The sequence below is a fragment of the Virgibacillus litoralis genome (assembly GCF_017873675.1).
Taxonomy (GTDB): domain Bacteria; phylum Bacillota; class Bacilli; order Bacillales; family Amphibacillaceae; genus Lentibacillus; species Lentibacillus litoralis.
Map to the genome: position 1 here is coordinate 53,049 of NZ_JAGGKK010000021.1, position 19,318 is coordinate 72,366.

Sequence of the window (19,318 nt, forward strand, 5' to 3'; positions counted from 1 at the left end):
CAAAATTTGCTTAGAACTGCAGAATAAAGTATTATTAAAGATGCAAAATATTGCAAGGTGGGGATACATATGAAACGAGTACTTATTGTTGGTGCTGGTAAAGGCGGCAGTACTTTATTAGAAATACTATATAATACAGACCGCATGAAGATTGTTGGTGTGGTGGATAGAAACAGTACAGCGCCAGGTTTAAAGAAAGCAAAAAAGTATGGTATTCCTTCCGATTATACTTGGGAAAACTGGATTAATAAAGATATTGATATCATTATTGAGGCAACAGGTGATGAGAAAGTTCTAGAAGAGTTACTAGAGAGAAGAAATCGTAAGACTGTTGTTATACCTGGTACCGTCGCATACATAATATCCGAGCTATTTGAAGAAAAAGAATCATTACTAGATCGATTAAGAATTCAAACAGATAATCAGGAGTTAATTCTTAACAACATTCGTGACGGAATGATTGTTATTAATAACCAGGAAATCGTTCAGTTCGTTAACAAAGGTGCTGAACGTATTGTAGGTATCTCGAAAGATAAATTTAAAGGTCAAGATATAAAAAATATTATTGCTGATACAAGGCTGCCTCATGTTTTGCGCAGCAGAAGAAGGGAAGTTAATCAAAAACTTGTATTAGAAAATGATAAGAAAGTCATTACAACAAGAATTCCGATTATAAATGCTGATGATCGGCTAATTGGTGCTTTTGCTGTTTTTAAAGATATTACAGAAGTAATGAATTTAGCTGAAGAAAATACCGACCTAAAAGAAATAAAAACGATGCTAGAAGCTATTATACAGTCTTCTGATGAAGCGATAACGGTTGTAGATGAAAATGGAACTGGGATCATGATAAACCCTGCTTACACAAGGATTACAGGTTTAAAAGAAGCTGATATTGTAGGTAAACCAGCAACCGCTGATATTTCAGAAGGTGAAAGCATGCATATGAAGGTTCTCAAAACAAGACGTGGTGTGCGGGGAGTTCGTATGAAAGTAGGACCAGCTAAAAAAGACGTTTTAGTAAATGTTGCACCGGTTATTGTTGATGGAAAATTAAAAGGAAGTGTCGGGGTTTTACATGACGTATCAGAAATCCAGTCGCTGACAAGTGAGCTAAAACGTGCAAGGCAAATTATTCGTAATTTGGAAGCGAAATACACGTTTGATGACATAATAGGTCCATCATCTGAGATGAAAATAGCCTTGGAGCAAGCGAAAGTAGGAGCGAAAACACCAGCTACTGTCCTGCTTCGTGGCGAATCTGGCACAGGGAAAGAGTTATTTGCACATGCGATACACAATGAGAGTGACCGTAAACATAATAAATTTATCCGAGTTAACTGTGCTGCAATTGCTGAGACGATATTAGAAAGCGAACTATTTGGATATGAGGAAGGTGCTTTCTCGGGTGCTAAGCAAGGTGGTAAAAAGGGGCTGTTTGAAGAAGCAAACCATGGGAGTGTTTTCCTTGATGAAATTGGTGAGCTGTCACTCCATATGCAAGCGAAACTGCTGCGTGTTTTGCAAGAGCAGGAAATTGTCCGTGTAGGAGGAACTGACCCTATTACAATTGATGTTCGTATTATAACAGCAACAAACGTTAACTTGGAAAAAGCCATTATGAATAAAAAATTCAGAGAAGATCTTTATTATCGTTTGAATCGGTTACCTATATACATCCCTTCATTGAAGGAGCGTATAAATGACTTACCGAGTCTTATCGAACATCTGATTCGTAAAATAAACCAGGATTATGGAAGAAATGTTCAAGCAATAAATTATGATGCAAGTGAATATTTAAAGAATTATCATTGGCCTGGCAATGTAAGGGAACTGGAAAATATGATTGGACGAGCAATGATTTATATGGATATGAACGAAGAGGTAATTAAAAAAGAGCATATCCCCAATTTACTTACCTCTCCTGATTCTTCTAAAGATAAGATGGAGGTAGATGGAACAGCAAACAAAACATTACAAGATGCTGTTGAACATTATGAAAAAGAATTTATCCGAAATGTGTTCAAAGAAAATAACTATAATAAAACACAAACCGCAAAAGAATTAAATGTTTCAATACGTAATCTTTATTATAAACTTGAAAAATACAAGATTGAAAAAGATGACATGCAAAATTTTTCATAAACGCAATATATTGCATGGACCGAAACTATATGAATAAAGCGCTTTCAATGTTTAAGGTGTTGGCACAGATTTTGCATATATATAGTGTTAGGGAGGCTGGAGGTATCCAATGCAGACATTAACAGAGCTCAAACAACAGGCTCAACGCGAAAAAAATCAAGTTGTCTCGATAGCAAATGCAGCAGATGAAGAGGTATTACTTGCTGTTAAAAAGGCTGTAGATCAGTCATTATGTTCTTTTCTATTATTTGGCATTAAACAAGAAATCCAAAAAATGGCAAGAACCGTCGAATTGGATTTGACGAAGGGACAGATAACTATCATCCATGTCGACAGTAAGCCTTCTGATGCTGCTGTTAAAGCAGTCCATGATAGAAAAGCCGATATCCTGATGAAGGGGAATGTTTCCACTAAAGAATTGTTAAAAGCAGTTTTGAATAAAGAAAGCGGCTTACGCACTGGCGGTGTTTTATCACATGTCGCGCTATTTGAAATTCCAAATCAGGATCGACTTGTTTTTTTAACTGATGCGGCAATGAACTTAACGCCTACATTGCAGGAAAAAGAACAAATTATAAACAATGCGGTTCAGGTTGCCAGAGGAGTTAATATATCTAACCCGAATGTTGCCGTGCTTGCTGCGGTCGAAGTTGTCAATCCAGCAATGCAAGCGACTACGGATGCTGCTTTGTTAACTCAGATGCAAAAACGTAATCAGATTAAGGGGTGTACAATTGATGGACCTTTAGCATTTGATAATGCTGTATCCCGTAAAGCTTCCGATCACAAAGGTATACACTCTGAAGTAGCAGGGAATGCAGACATTTTAATGGTACCTACAATTGAAGTAGGTAATGCACTATATAAATCATTTATGTATTTTGCCAATGCAAAGGTTGCCGCTGTCATTAGCGGGGCAAAAGCACCAATTGTATTAACATCTCGAACTGACTCAAGTGATAGTAAATTATATTCTTTATCTTTAGCACTAGTATCTTCAAAAACATTTTAGGAGGAACATTATTATGGAAATTTTTACTTATATGGAAAGTTATGATTATGAACAACTTGTTTTTTGTCAGGATAAAAATTCTGGATTAAAAGCAATTATCGCGATTCACGATACTACTCTTGGACCTGCTCTTGGCGGAACAAGAATGTGGACATACGATTCTGAAGCTGACGCTATTGAGGACGCACTGCGTTTAGCAAAAGGTATGACATACAAAAACGCAGCGGCTGGTCTTAACCTTGGTGGGGGAAAGACAGTTATTATTGGAGACCCTAAAAAAGACAAAAATCCGGAGTTATTCCGGGCCTTTGGCAGATATATCCAAAGCCTAAATGGTCGTTATATTACTGCTGAGGATGTAGGGACTACGGTTCAAGATATGGATTTAATTCATATGGAGACAGACTTTGTTACAGGTATCTCACCAGAATTCGGATCATCCGGTAATCCTTCACCAGTAACGGCTTACGGAGTTTATAAAGGAATAAAAGCGGCTGCAATGGAAGCATATGGTAACGATTCTCTTGAGGGTAAAACAGTGGCCGTACAGGGTGTCGGAAATGTTGCTTACACAATGTGTGAATACCTGCATGAAGAGGGTGCGAAATTAATTGTTACAGATATAAATAAAGAAGCAGTGCAGCGTGCTGTAGATGCATTTGGTGCTGAAGCAGTAGGACCAGACGATATCTATGCTGTAGATTGTGACATTTATGCCCCATGTGCTTTGGGAGCAACAATAAATGATGATACTATACCGCAATTAAAAGCTAAAGTAATTGCTGGATCCGCCAACAACCAGCTTAAATCAACAGAACATGGTGATATCATTCATGAAAAAGGAATTGTTTATGCACCAGACTATGTTATTAACTCTGGCGGGGTAATTAATGTTGCGGATGAGCTTAATGGCTACAATCAGCATAGAGCAATGAAAAAAGTTGAAACGATATACGACAGTTTAACTCGTGTATTTGAAATCTCCAGGCGCGATAACGTACCAACATATGTTGCAGCAGACCGCATGGCTGAGGAACGGATTAAGTCAGTTAGCACATCACGAAGTCAATTTCTATTAAACGGTCATCATACTCTTAGCAGACGGTAGAGCCAGTCTTAGGTTACGGAGGTAAGTAGAATTGTTAAATCAACTCTTTAGAATATTAGTCATTAATCCAGGATCAACATCAACGAAAATAGGTGTATTCGATAATGAAAATTGTATTTTTGAAAAGACAATTCGTCACGATGCTGATAACATAGCACAGTTCAGCCGTGTGATAGATCAATACGATTTTCGAAGGAGAGTAATACTCGAACAACTAGATTATGAAGGGATAAATATCTCAAAACTGAGTGCTGTTTGTGGCCGGGGGGGTCTTTTGCGTCCGATTGAGGGTGGAACTTATGAAGTAAATGAGGCAATGCTTGAAGACTTAAAGATTGGTTATAACGGTGAACATGCGTCGAATTTAGGTGGCATAATTGCTTATGAAATTGCTGCAGGTTTGAACATTCCTTCATTTATCGTTGACCCGGTGGTAGTTGATGAGTTTAATGAAATCGCACGTTATTCAGGAGTCCCTGAAATTCCCAGAAAAAGTATTTTTCATGCACTAAACCAAAAGGCTGTAGCTAGACGTGCAGCGAAAGATATAGGGAAACCCTACACAGACGTTAACCTCATTGTTACTCATATGGGAGGCGGGATTACTATAGGTGCTCACCAAAACGGAAAGGTTATTGATGTTAATAATGGACTCCATGGTGATGGTCCTTTTTCTCCCGAACGTGCAGGTACAGTACCAGCGGGTGACTTAGTTGCCTTATGTTTTTCTGGACAATATTATCGTGACGAAATAATGAGAAAACTAGTAGGTCGTGGCGGATTAATGGCATATTTGCAAACAAATGATGCTGTTGAGGTGGAAAGTCGCATAGATACTGGCGACGAATATGCGACTTCCGTTTACGATGCAATGGCATATCAAATTGCTAAAGAGATTGGTTCTATGAGTACTGTACTAAAAGGGAATGTCGATGCAATAGTTTTAACAGGTGGATTAGCGTATGGAAGATCTTTTGTAGATATGATATCTGAGCGAGTCAAATGGATTGCTGATACAACTATTTACCCAGGAGAAAATGAATTACAAGCACTTAACGAAGGAACATTACGGGTGCTTAGAGGAGAAGAATCATCTAAAACTTATCTAGTTAATTAAGAGATAAAGGAGTGTGTAAAGAATGGCGAAAGATTATGACCTTGTCATCCTCGGTGGAGGAACTGGCGGATATGTAGCAGCAATACGTGCATCACAACTTGGTATGCAGGTTGCTGTTGTAGAAAAGGGACAACTTGGGGGAACATGTTTACATCGTGGGTGTATTCCATCTAAGGCGTTGTTACGAAGCGCCGAAGTATTTAAACAGACTAAAGAAGCAAGTGAGTATGGTGTCGACACAAATGATACAACCCTAAATTTTGTGAAAGTACAAGAACGAAAAGATAGCATTGTAAAAAGTCTGCATCAAGGTGTACAAGGACTTATGAAAAAAGGGAAAATTGATGTATATGAAGGATTCGGTCGTATTCTGGGCCCTAGTATTTTCTCGCCGATGCCTGGGACAATTTCTATTGAGTATGAGAACGGTGACGAAAATACTATGATCGTACCTAAAAATGTATTGGTTGCAACAGGCTCAAAACCTAAGTCACTTCCTGGTTTAGATATTGATGGCGAAATTGTGATGACTTCTGATGAGGCTTTACATATGGAAGAATTACCGTCTTCAATCATCATAGTTGGTGGCGGTGTAATTGGTATAGAATGGGCCTCCATGTTGGCAGATTTTGGTGTCAAGGTCACTGTAGTTGAATTCCTCGATCAGATTTTACCAACTGAAGATGAGGCAATTGCGAAAGAAGTGGAGAAACTGTTAAAAAATAAAGGGATTACCTTTGTTAAAAGCGCAAAAGTATTACCTGACACACTTCAAAAAGAAAAAGGTGTAACAGTTGATGCTGAAATCAATGGTAAAAATGAAACATTTGATGCTGACAAGATGCTTGTATCCGTTGGTCGCAAAGCAAATACAACGAATATTGGCCTAGAAAATACTGATATTGTTGTTGAAAGGGACGTAATTCAAACAAATAAACATTACCAAACGAAAGAATCTCATATCTATGCTATTGGTGATGTGATTGGTGGTATGCAATTAGCGCATGTTGCATCACACGAAGGAATTATTGCTGTTGAACATATGGCTGACAAGAATCCATTACCTATGGATTATGACAGTGTCCCAACGTGTATATATTCCAATCCGGAAGTTGCAAGTGTGGGGTTAACTGAGAAACAAGCAAAAGAAAAAGGAATTGAAGTTAAAGTTGGCAAGTTCCCTTTTAAAGCAATCGGGAAAGCATTAGTCCATGGGGAATCAGATGGCTTTGTAAAAGTAATTGCTGATAAAAATAATGAAGACTTAATAGGGGTGCACATGATTGGTCCGCATGTAACCGACATGATATCAGAAGCAGGACTGGCAAAAGTTCTTGATGCAGCTTCATGGGAAGTTGCTCACACCATTCATCCGCATCCGACACTTTCTGAAATAATGGGTGAAGCAGCGCTAGCAGTTGATGAAAAGCAAATACACGGATAATCCGAAAAGGAGGGAATCATTATGGCTAAAAATCGCCATGAATCATTGGGTTTAACCAATGACCAAGTTATTGACATGTATAAAACTATGCTTCTAGCTCGAAAAATTGATGAGCGCATGTGGTTATTAAATCGTGCTGGTAAAATTCCTTTTGTAATTTCCTGTCAGGGTCAGGAGGCAGCACAAGTAGGAGCATCTTTTGCATTAAACCGTGAAGTGGATTATGTTGCACCATATTATCGTGACATGGGAGTAGTTCTGGCTTTTGGGATGACTGCCAAGGAGTTAATGCTCTCAGCTTTTGCCAAAGCAGAAGATCCGAATTCTGGTGGACGTCAAATGCCAGGACATTTTGGTCAAAAGAAAAATAGAATTCTATCAGGATCTTCACCTGTAACAACGCAACTCCCGCATGCAGTTGGGATAGCACTTGCTGCAAAGATGGAAAAGAAAGATATCGTATCGCTAGTTACTTTAGGTGAAGGTTCATCAAACCAAGGGGATTTTCACGAAGGTTTAAATTTTGCCGGAGTTCATAAGTTACCAGTTATAACGATGGTTGAAAATAATAAATATGCCATTTCGGTTCCTATGGAAAGACAAATAGCGAGTGAAAAGGTTTCTGATCGTGCTCAAGGGTATGGTATGCCAGGTTTAACAGTAGATGGTAATGATCCATTAGCTGTGTATGAGGCTGTCTATGAAGCTAGAGAACGCGCTGCTAAAGGAGAAGGACCAACATTAATAGAAGCAGTGTCTTACCGATTAACTGCCCACTCAAGTGATGATGATGATAGTCAGTACCGCGAGAGCGAAGAGGTAGAAGAGGCAAAGAAAAAAGACTCACTTATTACCTTTGCTGCTTATTTAAAAGAGGAAGGTATACTTACAGAAGAATTAGAAAAAGAAATCAATGATGAATTCGTTGAAATTGTAAATGAAGCAACAGACTACGCGGAAGATGCAGCCTATGCAGAAGCCGAATCAGCATTAAAATATGTATATGAAGAGTAGGGAGGGAATATTAAAATGCCAGTAATGTCGTATATTCAAGCAGTTACAGCTGCATTAACCGAAGAAATGAGACGTGATGAAAAAGTTTTTGTTTTAGGGGAAGATGTAGGTAAAAAAGGTGGGGTGTTTGGCGCGACCAAAGGACTATATGACGAATTTGGAGATTACCGTGTTTTGGACACACCGCTAGCGGAATCTGCAATTGCGGGTGTAGGCATCGGTGCTTCTATGTATGGAATGCGTCCAGTTGCTGAGATGCAGTTTGCCGATTTTATAATGCCAGCAGTTAACCAAATTATTTCTGAAGCTGCAAAAATGCGTTACCGTTCAAATAATGATTGGAATGTGCCGATGACGATTCGGGCTCCTTACGGTGGTGGCGTTCATGGAGCCTTATACCATTCACAATCAGTAGAAGCTGTGTTTGCTAATCAGCCTGGGCTGAAAATTGTCATGCCATCAACACCATATGATGTAAAAGGTTTATTAAAAGCAGCTATTCGAGATAACGATCCAGTTTTATTTTTTGAACATAAACGTGCTTATCGTTTGTTAAAAGGGGAAGTTCCAGAAGACGATTATGTGCTGCCAATCGGAAAAGCTGATGTAAAAAGAGAAGGCTCTGACGTTACAGTTATAACTTATGGCTTATCCGTACATTTTGCCCTTCAAGCTGCAGAAAAGCTGGAAGAGGAAGGCGTTGACGCACATATCCTTGATTTAAGAACTGTCTATCCACTAGATAAAGAAGCAATTATAGAAGCAGCAAGAAAAACTGGGAAAGTATTGCTGATTACGGAGGATAATAAAGAAGGTAGTATTATCGGTGAAGTAGCAGCTATTATCGCAGAAAACTGTTTGTTTGACCTGGATGCACCTGTGCAGCGTCTAGCTGGACCGGATGTACCTTCAATGCCGTACGCACCAACAATGGAGAAGTATTTTATGATTAACCCGGATAAAGTTGAAAAAGCAATACGTGAACTAGCAGAATTTTAAAATCAAAAAAAGCTCTTCATAATTATATTTTAAACGGATAAAAGGAGGGACCTATTATGGCTTCTGAAAAAATCAATATGCCGCAGCTTGGTGAAAGTGTAACAGAAGGGACAATAAGTTCATGGCTTGTTGGTGCCGGAGATAAGGTAAACAAATATGATCCTATTGCCGAAGTAATGACAGATAAAGTAAATGCTGAAGTACCATCATCTTTTACAGGTACGATTAAAGAACTGATAGCACAAGAAGGGGATACCATTGAGGTAGGAGAACTGATGTGTTATATCGATACAGAAGGTGGTTCATCTTCTGATACAGGTTCAGAACCTAAGTCCAGTAATGAAAAACAAGAAATAGCTAAAGAAGAAGCGTCATCTGAAGATCAATCAATGAAGAAGCGATACTCACCTGCTGTATTACGAATGGCGCAGGAAAATGACATTGATCTTAATCAAGTTAATGGATCTGGCCGAGGCGGAAGAATTACGAGGAAAGATATTGAGAAAGTCATAGCTTCAGGAGAAGTTCCGAAAGCAGATGAATCGAAAAGTGATTCTAAAGCTGCTTCAGTACAAAAACAGGAATCAAGTCAAAAATCAACACCTGCACCACAGCAAACAACGCAAGCAGGGGATATTGAAATTCCTGTTACTGGTGTGAGAAAAGCAATCGCACAAAACATGGTACGATCGACACAGGAAATTCCACATGCATGGATGACTGTTGAAGCAGATGTAACAGACCTTGTTAACTTTCGAGGTGAAGTTAAGGATGAATTTAAACAGAAAGAAGGATTTGGCCTTACTTTCTTTGCATTTTTCGTAAAAGCGGTTGCTCAAGCACTGAAAGAATATCCGCAGCTAAATAGTACGTGGGCTGAAGATAAGATCATCCAACGTAAGGATATTAATTTATCTATTGCTGTCGCGAAGGATCAAGAACTTTTTGTGCCCGTTATTAAAAATGCAGACGAGAAAAACATTAAAGGCATTGCAAAAGACATTTATGAATTGGCAATGAAGGCACGTTCCGGAAAACTGACATCAGATGATATGAAAGGCGGGACATTCACTGTCAACAATACTGGGTCATTTGGTTCAATTCATTCCATGGGTGTCATTAATCACCCACAGGCAGCAATATTGCAGGTTGAATCGATTGTTAAACGGCCTGTCATTATTAATGATATGTTTGCTGCCCGTGATATGGTAAATCTGTCATTATCACTTGACCATCGAATATTAGATGGGTTAGTTTGTGGTCAATTTTTAGCAAGAGTAAAAGAAATATTGGAAAATACGAATAAAGAAACAACGAATGTATACTAGCAAGTTATTTGAATTGAAATCTGACAATAAAATTGATAAGCTGATTATAGTTAAGCTATAATTACTCTTAAAAAGGGATGGATGTTCATATGGATTTTAACTTATTCATGAACGACGTTGTAGATGCAGCGCGTAAAGACATAAAAGAAGCAGGTTACGAGGAGTTACATACTCCTGAATCGGTCGATGAAGTAATGAAGCGTCAGGGATCCACATTAGTAATGGTTAATTCAACTTGTGGATGTGCTGGAGGGGTAGCTCGCCCTGCAGCAGCGAATGCGATACATTATGATAAGAGACCAGAACATTTAGTTACTGTTTTCGCAGGGCAAGATCGTGAAGCTACCGAAAAAGCTAGAGAGTATTTTGAGGGGTACCCACCTTCATCACCATCATTTGCTTTATTAAAAGATGGTAAAATTGTTACGATGTTAGAGCGCCATGATATAGAAGGCTATAGCGCAGTAGATGTTATAGGCAAGCTTCAACATGTTTTTGATGAACACTGTGAAGAAATATAATAAACTAGTTTTTCTAGTTGTGATGAGGCTGTCTCAATGAAAAAGGGTCAGTCTCATTTTTTTAGCAGTCAAGAAAGATAACCTTTCTTACTGTATAAGTGCAACTAAAGCATTTACCATTAAGCCTTAGTAAACACCTAATTTTCCTTAGGATTAATTTAGAGTGTGCTCATTCCGTATCAAAGGAGATTTTGTCGTGAAAATTGGCTCTCGAACAATCAAGACAGCAATTGGTACGCCTATTGCTATTTCGATTGCTCAATTATTGGGTTTAACGAATTTTGTGTCCGCTGGTATATTAACCATTTTATGTATCCAGCCTTCCAGAAAACGATCTGTTTTAAGTGCATGGCATCGGTTTTTAGCATGTGTAACAGCCAGTATTTTCGCTATTATATTTTTTGAGTTACTAGGTTATAACCCAATTGTAGTTGGTGTGATGCTCGCCTGCTTTATACCAGTAACTGTTTTACTTAAGGTTACACCAGGAATCGCAACTAGTTCGGTTATTATCCTGAACTTATATAGTTCGGCAGGAATTTCATTATCTTTTTTAACAGATCAATTCTTACTGATAATTGTCGGAATAGGTACAGGGTTGCTTGTTAATTTATACATGCCTAGTCTGGAAAAAAACCTTAATCAAAAACAGGAAGAACTTGAACAAAATTTTCAAGCTATTTTGTTTGAAATTGCTTTATACATACGGGATAAAAATGATAGATGGGATGGAGAAGAACTTACGATTTGTGAGAACTTATTACAAGAAGCTGAGCATTTGGTATCCTTGGATAAGGAGAATCATTTATTACGCAGCAGGCATCCATATCATGATTATTTCACCATGCGCAGGAAACAGTTTGATCTGCTTCAGAAAATGCTTCCTTTGGTCAGCAGACTACCGAATACAGATTCAATCTCAATAAAAATAGCAGACTTTTTTGAAAAACTGTCCAATGCTGTGCATCCAGGTAATACTGCCATTATTTATTTAGATGAACTTGAGAAGTTACGTGAGAATTTTAATGCAGAAGATCTTCCTGAAACACAAGAAGAATTTGAGACCCGAGCAAATCTGTTTCGACTGCTACATGAAATAGAAGATTATTTATTACTTAAGAAAAAGTTCAAATCAAGTGATGTTTCTGTACGAAATAAAATAAAAAAGACTGGAACAGTTTGATCCAGTCTTTCATTTGCAGTTAAGAAAGTATAAATCCCTTTCTTACTGCATAAGTGCAACTCAACTCTATGAAAGCAAGATACGCTTTCATGAAAATTCCATAATGATAAGGCAGATTTTCTAATTTTATTATAAAAACATTACTAGTCCAGTTGTTAGTGAAGATAAAACCATTGCAATAATCATTATATAAATTACAATTTTCATTTTACGTTCGCGCTTTGATTTTTTTCTTGGTGTTTGTTTTTGATTTTTAGCCAATCTTAATCCTCCTTCAATTCCATTTCCTAATTGTATTTTATCGTTAATTATGGGATTGGACAAGTGCTATAATATATTAATGTGTTTAATAATTCAAAATGGGGGTCTTTTTAATATGAGTGATGAAAAATTTCGATCTCAACAGGAAAGCTGGAAAAAGTCTGTTGATAGAACTTTAGAACGCTTCCCGGAAAGGAAGGATACGTTTAAAACATCTTCTGATATCGATGTTGAACGATTATATTTTCCAGATAATGATAATGATTATGAAAATAAATTGGGTTATCCAGGTACATATCCATTTACAAGAGGAATACAACCAACAATGTATCGCAGCCGGTTTTGGACAATGCGACAATATGCTGGATTTGGTTCAGCTGAAGAAACCAATAAACGATTCCGTTATTTATTAGAACAGGGTCAAACAGGGCTTTCAGTAGCCTTTGACTTACCAACGCAAATTGGGTATGACTCAGATGATGTTATGGCGGAAGGTGAAGTAGGAAAAGTTGGTGTGGCAATTGATTCATTACAGGATATGGAAAAATTGCTTGATCAAATCCCGCTTGATAAAGTAAGTACATCAATGACAATTAATGCTCCTGCATCTGTTTTACTTTGTATGTATATTGCAGTCGGAGAAAAACAAGGCGTACCATTGGAGAAGCTTACTGGAACGATTCAAAATGATATATTGAAAGAATATATTGCCAGGGGAACGTATATCTTTCCACCAAAACCGTCGATGCGCCTAATTACCAACATATTTGAATACTGTCAGCAAAATGTACCGAAATTCAATACCATTAGTATTTCTGGATATCATATTCGTGAGGCAGGTTCTACAGCTGTACAAGAAGCAGCATTTACGATTGCAAATGGAATGGCATATGTCGACGCTGCATTGGAATCCGGTCTCGACATCGATGCGTTTGCACCAAGACTTGCTTTTTTCTTTAATGCTCATAATAATTTCTTTGAAGAAGCCGCAAAGTTTCGTGCATCAAGAAGAATTTGGGCTAAAATCATGAAGGAGCATTACCAAGCTAAAGATCCGAAAAGCTGGAAGATGCGTTTTCACACTCAAACCGGGGGATCAACTCTAACAGCCCAGCAGCCAGACAACAATATTGTTCGTGTGACGATGCAAGCGCTTGCTGCTGTACTTGGAGGTACACAAAGTTTGCATACTAATTCTCGTGATGAAGCATTATCACTGCCTACTGAAGAATCCGCACGAATTGCACTTCGAACGCAACAAATAATTGCAAATGAAAGTGGAGTAGCCGACACTGTTGATCCACTTGCTGGTTCCTATTATGTTGAAGAACTTACCGATCAAATCGAGAAGGATGTGGAAGCCTACTTGGATCGCATACATGAGATTGGTGGGGCTGTTCAAGCTGTTGAAGAAGGATTCATGCAACGTGAAATCCAGCAAAAAGCATACGAAACTCAAAAAAATATTGAAAAAGAAGAAGAAATTATTGTAGGTTTGAACAAATATAAGCTTGAGGAAGAAGTGAATCCAGATTTACTTAAAGTAGATGAAGCACTAGAACAAGCACAAATACAATCTATGAATACTATTCGTCAGCAACGTGACCAGAAAGCAGTAGATTATTCGTTAGAAGCAATAAAAGAAAATGCAAAAGACAGCAATGCCAATTTAATCCCATTTATTTTAGAAGCAGTTAAGGTATATGCAACAATTGGGGAAATATGCAATGTATTACGTGATGAATTTGGTGAATATACAGGAATTTAAGAGGGGGAGAGTCAAATGGGAAAAATACGTGTTTTAATTGCAAAGCCTGGGTTGGATGGTCATGATCGCGGTGCATTAGTTATTGCTCAAGCTTTACGTGACCATGGCATGGAGGTTATTTATACGGGACTCAGGCAATCCCCGGTACAAATAGCACAAGCAGCAATCCAGGAAGATGTGGATGTTATCGGTTTATCATCTTTATCCGGTGCACATAAAACGTTGTTTCCAAAAGTAATGGAAGCACTTAGAGAACGTAATGCGAGTGATATACCAGTTGTTGGGGGAGGAGTTATACCGGCAGAGGACATTCCGTACCTGCTTGAACAAGGGGTAAATAAGATATTTACAAGTGGTTCTTCAACCGAAGTCTTAGCAACTTACATCCAACAGCTTATCGATCCGGAATCAGCTTTTATAACTCCTCCCAAAAAAATCGCTCATATTGGAATTGCTGTAAATAAAATCGACGATGTACTCTCATTCTATACAGAAGTACTTGGCCTTGAGCTTGAGGGTGTGGAAACTGTGGAATCTGAAGGTGTTAAGGTAGCATTTTTGAAGATTGGTGAATCGCGTATTGAGCTGCTGGAGCCATTAAAAGAATCATCTCCAATAAAACAATTCCTCACTAAAAAGGGGGAAGGTGTCCATCATATTGCACTGGAAGTAGACAATATCGATGAAAGACTTAATTCCTTTAAATCAAAGGGGATACCACTGATTAACACTGAGGCTAAACAAGGCGCACATGATAGCCAAATTGCTTTTATTCATCCAAAAGCAGCAAATGGGGTACTTTTTGAAATGTGTCAGCATCCAGAAGGAAGTGAGAAATAATGGATATTTTTGATAAAATAAGCGAACTGTACGATAAACGACGACAGGTTGAACTTGGTGGTGGCGATGAGCGAATTGATAAACAGCATGATAAAGGAAAACTCACTGCAAGAGAACGAATAAATTATTTACTTGATAAGGGCTCATTTGTCGAGCTAAACCCATTTATGGAACATCGGGAAACTGACTTTGGTATGAATAATTCAACTGCAAACGGTGAAGGTGTTGTAACAGGCTATGGAAAAATAAATGGACGGGCTATCTACTTATTTGCACAGGATTTCACCGTATATGGTGGAGCTTTGGGCGAAATGCATGGCAAGAAAATTGCAGCTGTAATGGATCTTGCAGCTAAAAATGGTGTTCCTTTTATCGGTTTAAACGATTCAGGTGGCGCTCGTATTCAAGAAGGTGTATCATCGCTTGATGGTTATGGTCAGGTCTTTTACCGTAACTCCATTTATTCAGGTGTTATACCACAAATTTCAGTTATTATGGGTCCCAGTGCGGGAGGTGCAGTGTATTCGCCAGCGATAACAGACTTTGTCATTATGGTAGAAAAAACGTCACAAATGTTTATAACAGGTCCTAAGGTAATTGGAACGGTTACTGGTGAACAAATCTCGTCAGAAGAACTTGGTGGAGCCCATGTACATAATGCAAAAAGCGGAAATGCACATATTAAAGCGGAAAATGAAGAACAGGCTCTAGATGCTGTGAAAGATTTAGTACAGTATTTACCTGCTAATAATGAGGAAAAACCCCCATTAGCTGAGACTGAACTGAACGATGAAACACGTCCAGATTTAACTGATATTGTGCCATTTAATTCTACACGGCCATATGATGTAAAGCGTGTGATTGAGCAGGTTGTTGATCCAAATAGCTTCTATGAAATCCATAAAGACTTTGCTAAAAATATTGTTGTCGGATTCGCACGTGTTAATGGTCAAACAATTGGGCTTGTATGCAATCAGCCAAAATACTTGGCAGGTGGTTTAGATATTGATTCAAGCGATAAAGCAGCAAGATTTATCCGGTTCTGTGATTCGTTTAATATTGCATTAATTACGTTCGAGGATGTAACAGGATTTTTCCCGGGTGTAAAACAAGAACATGGCGGTATAATCAGGCATGGCGCAAAAATTCTTTATGCATATTCAGAAGCAACCGTTCCAAAAATTACAGTGATTACACGTAAAGCCTTTGGTGGCGCTTATGTTGCGTTGAACAGTAAATCGATTGGAGCAGATTTGGTTTATGCATGGCCGAATGCTGAAATAGCAGTTATGGGGCCAGAAGGTGCTGCCAATATTATATTTGCAAAGGAAATAGCGGATAGTGAGAATCCAGAAGAAACCCGCCAGGAAAAAATTCATACATACCGTGAAAAATTTGCTAATCCTTATGTTGCTGCGGGACTTGGTATGATTGACGATGTAATAGACCCAAGAGAAACTAGAGTAAAATTAATTCAAGCATTAGAGATGCTTTATAACAAACAGGAAAAGCGTCCGAAGAAAAAGCATGGTAATATCCCGCTGTAATAAAGTTTAGGAGGAACGATTTATGACATCCATCAATAAAGACAGAGTGATCAATCAATTTCTGGAACTCGTTCAAATTGATTCCGAAACGAAACATGAAACAAAAATTGCTGAAGTACTAACAAAAATGTTTACTGATTTAGGTTTAGATGTAGTAGAAGACGATAGTAAAAATGAAACTGGTCACGGGGCAGGTAACTTGGTTTGTACGCTGAAAGGAAATAAAGAAGGTGTAGACCCAATTTACTTCACTTCTCACATGGACACTGTGGTCCCTGGTACTGGAATTAAGCCATCAATTGAAGGTGGTTATATTAAATCTGATGGTTCAACCATTTTGGGTGCTGACGATAAAGCCGGTTTAGCAGCTATTTTAGAAACCATTCGGATACTAAAAGAAAATAATATCAAACACGGTGACGTTCAATTTGTCATAACAGTCGGCGAGGAATCAGGCCTTGTCGGTGCTAAAGCTTTAGATGGATCACTTCTAAATGCAAAGTATGGTTATGCAATAGACAGCAATGGAACTGTAGGTGATATTATTGTCGCAGCACCAACTCAAGCCAAATTATTTACTGTAATGAAAGGTAAAACTGCACACGCTGGAGTTGCCCCTGAAAAGGGTGTTTCTGCGATTACACTTGCCGCCAAAGCTATTTCCAAAATGCCTCTTGGTCGGATTGATGATGATACTACTGCGAATATTGGACGCTTTGAAGGTGGTAAGCAAACGAATATTGTTTGTGATCATGTAGAAATCCTAGCTGAAGCAAGATCACTGATTCCTGCTAGAATGGAAGAACAGGTTGCGAAAATGAAAGATGCATTTGAGAGTACAGCTAAAGAATACGGCGGAAGTGCTGATGTCGAAGTAAAAATTATGTATCCTGGCTTTAAGCATGAAGCAGGAGATGAAGTTGTGGAAGTTGCCAGAAATGCAGCAAAAACAATCGGTCGTGACAGCAGCCTAAAGAAAAGCGGTGGCGGAAGCGATGCTAATATAATTGCTGGACTTGGAATTCCTACTGTGAATCTGGCAGTTGGTTATGAAGAGATTCACACAACCAATGAACGTATCCCTGTAGATGAATTAGTTAAAATCACAGAACTAGTCACTGCAATCGTACAGGAAGTTTCAAACAAGTAAGTAATTATGATGAAGACCTCTTTTAGCAAAAGGGGTCTTTTTTGACAGTTAAGAAAGTATAAATCCTTTCTTACTGCATAAGTGCAACTAAGGCTTATCTATATTAGGGCTTGGCGATAAGTCAAGTTTTCTAATAGTATGATAAAATGTTGGTACAAACAACAGTTCTAAAAAGGATGTAATATGTATGTCACAATGGTATCCAAAAAAAGGCCGCGTTATTTTTCATTTAGATATGAACTCATTTTATGCTTCAGTTGAAATGGCCTATAACCCAAAACTAAAAGGTAAGCCTGTAGCAATTGCTGGGAATCCTGAACAACGTAAGGGGATAATTGTGACAAGCAGCTATGAGGCCAGAGCCAAAGGTGTAAAGACAACAATGCAGTTATGGCAGGCTAAAAAGCTGTGTCCGGAATTAATCGTTTTACGTCCAAATTTTGAACGTTATCGTACGGCATCAAAGGAAATGTTTAAAATGCTTGCAGAAATAACCCCATTTGTACAGCCTGTTTCGATTGATGAAGGTTATATGGATATAACCGAAAGTGAACATCACGGAACTCCTATTGAGATTGCTCAAAACTTGCAGCAAAAAATTCAGCATGAATTAGATCTGCCATGCAGTATTGGAATTGCACCAAATAAATTTTTGGCAAAGATGGCATCCGATATGAAAAAGCCATTAGGAATTACAATTCTGCGAAAGCGGGATCTTTCTCATAAACTTTGGCCACTACCAATTGAAGAAATGTATGGTGTTGGTGAAAAAACCGCTGAAAAATTACGTGCAATTGATGTCAAAACAATTGGTGATTTGGCAAAAGGAGATGTTTATCAACTGAAACGTGTGCTGGGGATAAACGGAGAACGATTAAAAAATAGAGCAAATGGTATTGATTCTCGTCCTGTTGATCCAGAGGCAATCCATGAATTTAAAAGCATAGGGAGTTCGCAAACATTACCGGAAGACACTACGAATGAAGCTGAAATACGTAGTCTTATGCATCAGCTGACAGATAATGTTGAACGTCGAATGAAACGCAAACAAGCAGCTGGTCGCAGTGTACAGATTATGATTCGCTACTATGATCATAAAACAATCACTCGAAGTAAAAAATTGCAGAGTTATATTGATAAAAAGGAAGATATACTGCACATTGCCAACGAATTATTTCAAAAGCACTGGAATTTGGATCCTATCCGATTGCTTGGAATTACGGTTCAGGACGTTGATGAAAAGCAAAATATCGCAAAACAGCTTGATTTATTTACGTATGAAGAAGAAGCAGGTAAGGAAAAATTATATGCTGTTATTGATGAGCTATCCCAAAAGTATGGGAAGAATCCTTTTAAGCAGTTGCAGAATGAAGTTAAGGACGAACAACCCCGGACAAGCTTTCAAAAAGACTTTCTGGATGACTACAAGCGATAATATCTTAGATAGGCCACGTTTTCTTTCACACATATTAATAATGTGGGTTCGGTTCCATTAATTTATATTTAAGTAAGTAATTGCAATGTATTACCATTCGAAATGAGGATCCGACCCCAAGCCTAAATTGGGATTTTCGAGGAAATAACGGAACGAGGATCCACCACACAATCGAAGTGAATCCTCATTCCGTTAAATGGCCGAAAAGGTGCTCTTGAAAGGGTGAGACGGATCCTCGTTCCGCTAATAGCAAAAAATCAGCCAAATTTGAAGCAAAAATGTCAAATAGCGGAATGAGGTTCCGAACCCAAGCTTAAATTGAGGATTTTCAAGGAAATAACGGAACGAGGATCACTAGCCTTGCAAATGTATCCACAGGTTAAATATTTCCTGTAACTGGTATCCATTTTCAATTGAATTTCCAAATAATTACTGGACGAAATAAA

Annotated in this window: 16 protein-coding genes; 15 read left to right on the top strand and 1 reads right to left on the bottom strand. The window is 38.3% G+C overall.

What is annotated here, in order from left to right:
* The first annotated feature begins 69 nt into the window (after positions 1-69).
* From J2Z82_RS16340 to J2Z82_RS16385, 10 genes are all read left to right on the top strand, one after another.
* Positions 70-2,145 (top strand): sigma 54-interacting transcriptional regulator, encoded by a 2,076-nt coding sequence (locus J2Z82_RS16340; protein ID WP_209481890.1) that lies wholly within the window; start codon positions 70-72, stop codon positions 2,143-2,145.
* Positions 2,146-2,254: 109 nt separating this feature from the next.
* On the top strand, positions 2,255-3,157 hold the full coding sequence (yqiS, locus tag J2Z82_RS16345) for a phosphate butyryltransferase (protein WP_209481891.1): 903 nt from the start codon (positions 2,255-2,257) through the stop codon (positions 3,155-3,157).
* A 13-nt stretch (positions 3,158-3,170) separates the two neighbouring features.
* Complete coding sequence (gene bcd, locus J2Z82_RS16350) at positions 3,171-4,265, top strand: branched-chain amino acid dehydrogenase (RefSeq protein ID WP_209481892.1); 1,095 nt, start codon at positions 3,171-3,173, stop codon at positions 4,263-4,265.
* A 31-nt stretch (positions 4,266-4,296) separates the two neighbouring features.
* Positions 4,297-5,382, top strand: a complete 1,086-nt coding sequence (gene buk, locus J2Z82_RS16355) for a butyrate kinase (protein ID WP_209481893.1) — start codon at positions 4,297-4,299, stop codon at positions 5,380-5,382.
* A gap of 22 nt (positions 5,383-5,404) precedes the next feature.
* Entirely contained in the window at positions 5,405-6,826 is a 1,422-nt protein-coding gene (gene lpdA / locus J2Z82_RS16360) for a dihydrolipoyl dehydrogenase (protein WP_209481894.1), read from the top strand.
* Positions 6,827-6,847: 21 nt separating this feature from the next.
* Positions 6,848-7,840, top strand: coding sequence for a thiamine pyrophosphate-dependent dehydrogenase E1 component subunit alpha (locus J2Z82_RS16365; RefSeq protein WP_209481895.1), 993 nt, complete (start codon positions 6,848-6,850; stop codon positions 7,838-7,840).
* A 15-nt stretch (positions 7,841-7,855) separates the two neighbouring features.
* Complete coding sequence (locus J2Z82_RS16370; RefSeq protein WP_092492625.1) at positions 7,856-8,839, top strand: alpha-ketoacid dehydrogenase subunit beta; 984 nt, start codon at positions 7,856-7,858, stop codon at positions 8,837-8,839.
* A gap of 56 nt (positions 8,840-8,895) precedes the next feature.
* A complete protein-coding gene (locus J2Z82_RS16375; RefSeq protein ID WP_209481896.1) occupies positions 8,896-10,167 on the top strand; it encodes a dihydrolipoamide acetyltransferase family protein in 1,272 nt (423 codons plus the stop codon).
* 89 nt (positions 10,168-10,256) lie between these two features.
* Positions 10,257-10,688 carry a BrxA/BrxB family bacilliredoxin gene (locus J2Z82_RS16380; RefSeq protein ID WP_209481897.1) on the top strand — a complete coding sequence of 144 codons (432 nt, stop codon included), beginning with the start codon at positions 10,257-10,259 and terminating at the stop codon, positions 10,686-10,688.
* 196 nt (positions 10,689-10,884) lie between these two features.
* Entirely contained in the window at positions 10,885-11,871 is a 987-nt protein-coding gene (locus tag J2Z82_RS16385; RefSeq protein ID WP_209481898.1) for an aromatic acid exporter family protein, read from the top strand.
* Between the two features lie 129 nt (positions 11,872-12,000).
* Here J2Z82_RS16385 and prli42 read toward each other — a convergent pair whose 3' ends face one another.
* On the bottom strand, positions 12,001-12,132 hold the full coding sequence (gene prli42, locus J2Z82_RS19450; protein ID WP_245251757.1) for a stressosome-associated protein Prli42: 132 nt from the start codon (positions 12,130-12,132) through the stop codon (positions 12,001-12,003).
* A gap of 115 nt (positions 12,133-12,247) precedes the next feature.
* Between prli42 and J2Z82_RS16395 the strand changes: the two genes are divergently transcribed.
* From J2Z82_RS16395 to J2Z82_RS16415, 5 genes are all read left to right on the top strand, one after another.
* A complete protein-coding gene (locus tag J2Z82_RS16395) occupies positions 12,248-13,900 on the top strand; it encodes an acyl-CoA mutase large subunit family protein (protein WP_209481899.1) in 1,653 nt (550 codons plus the stop codon).
* 15 nt (positions 13,901-13,915) lie between these two features.
* The gene (gene mce / locus J2Z82_RS16400; RefSeq protein ID WP_209481900.1) at positions 13,916-14,740 is read left to right on the top strand and encodes a methylmalonyl-CoA epimerase; all 825 of its coding nucleotides are present in this window, start codon (positions 13,916-13,918) and stop codon (positions 14,738-14,740) included.
* Entirely contained in the window at positions 14,740-16,287 is a 1,548-nt protein-coding gene (locus J2Z82_RS16405; protein WP_209481901.1) for an acyl-CoA carboxylase subunit beta, read from the top strand. The genes mce and J2Z82_RS16405 overlap by 1 nt, the downstream gene beginning before the upstream one ends.
* A gap of 22 nt (positions 16,288-16,309) precedes the next feature.
* Positions 16,310-17,437, top strand: coding sequence for a M20/M25/M40 family metallo-hydrolase (locus J2Z82_RS16410; RefSeq protein WP_209481902.1), 1,128 nt, complete (start codon positions 16,310-16,312; stop codon positions 17,435-17,437).
* 187 nt (positions 17,438-17,624) lie between these two features.
* A complete protein-coding gene (locus tag J2Z82_RS16415) occupies positions 17,625-18,872 on the top strand; it encodes a DNA polymerase IV (RefSeq protein WP_209481903.1) in 1,248 nt (415 codons plus the stop codon).
* The last annotated feature ends 446 nt before the right edge of the window (positions 18,873-19,318 follow it).

What these genes read in the sequence shown, in the direction of transcription:
- mce (WP_209481900.1), top strand. Translation starts at nt 13,916, where the DNA reads ATGGGAAAAATACGTGTTTTAATTGCAAAGCCTGGGTTGGATGGTCAT.
- bcd (WP_209481892.1), top strand. Translation starts at nt 3,171, where the DNA reads ATGGAAATTTTTACTTATATGGAAAGTTATGATTATGAACAACTTGTT.
- J2Z82_RS16370 (WP_092492625.1), top strand. Translation starts at nt 7,856, where the DNA reads ATGCCAGTAATGTCGTATATTCAAGCAGTTACAGCTGCATTAACCGAA.
- yqiS (WP_209481891.1), top strand. Translation starts at nt 2,255, where the DNA reads ATGCAGACATTAACAGAGCTCAAACAACAGGCTCAACGCGAAAAAAAT.
- lpdA (WP_209481894.1), top strand. Translation starts at nt 5,405, where the DNA reads ATGGCGAAAGATTATGACCTTGTCATCCTCGGTGGAGGAACTGGCGGA.
- J2Z82_RS16380 (WP_209481897.1), top strand. Translation starts at nt 10,257, where the DNA reads ATGGATTTTAACTTATTCATGAACGACGTTGTAGATGCAGCGCGTAAA.
- J2Z82_RS16365 (WP_209481895.1), top strand. Translation starts at nt 6,848, where the DNA reads ATGGCTAAAAATCGCCATGAATCATTGGGTTTAACCAATGACCAAGTT.
- J2Z82_RS16395 (WP_209481899.1), top strand. Translation starts at nt 12,248, where the DNA reads ATGAGTGATGAAAAATTTCGATCTCAACAGGAAAGCTGGAAAAAGTCT.
- J2Z82_RS16375 (WP_209481896.1), top strand. Translation starts at nt 8,896, where the DNA reads ATGGCTTCTGAAAAAATCAATATGCCGCAGCTTGGTGAAAGTGTAACA.
- J2Z82_RS16340 (WP_209481890.1), top strand. Translation starts at nt 70, where the DNA reads ATGAAACGAGTACTTATTGTTGGTGCTGGTAAAGGCGGCAGTACTTTA.
- J2Z82_RS16410 (WP_209481902.1), top strand. Translation starts at nt 16,310, where the DNA reads ATGACATCCATCAATAAAGACAGAGTGATCAATCAATTTCTGGAACTC.
- J2Z82_RS16405 (WP_209481901.1), top strand. Translation starts at nt 14,740, where the DNA reads ATGGATATTTTTGATAAAATAAGCGAACTGTACGATAAACGACGACAG.
- J2Z82_RS16415 (WP_209481903.1), top strand. Translation starts at nt 17,625, where the DNA reads ATGTCACAATGGTATCCAAAAAAAGGCCGCGTTATTTTTCATTTAGAT.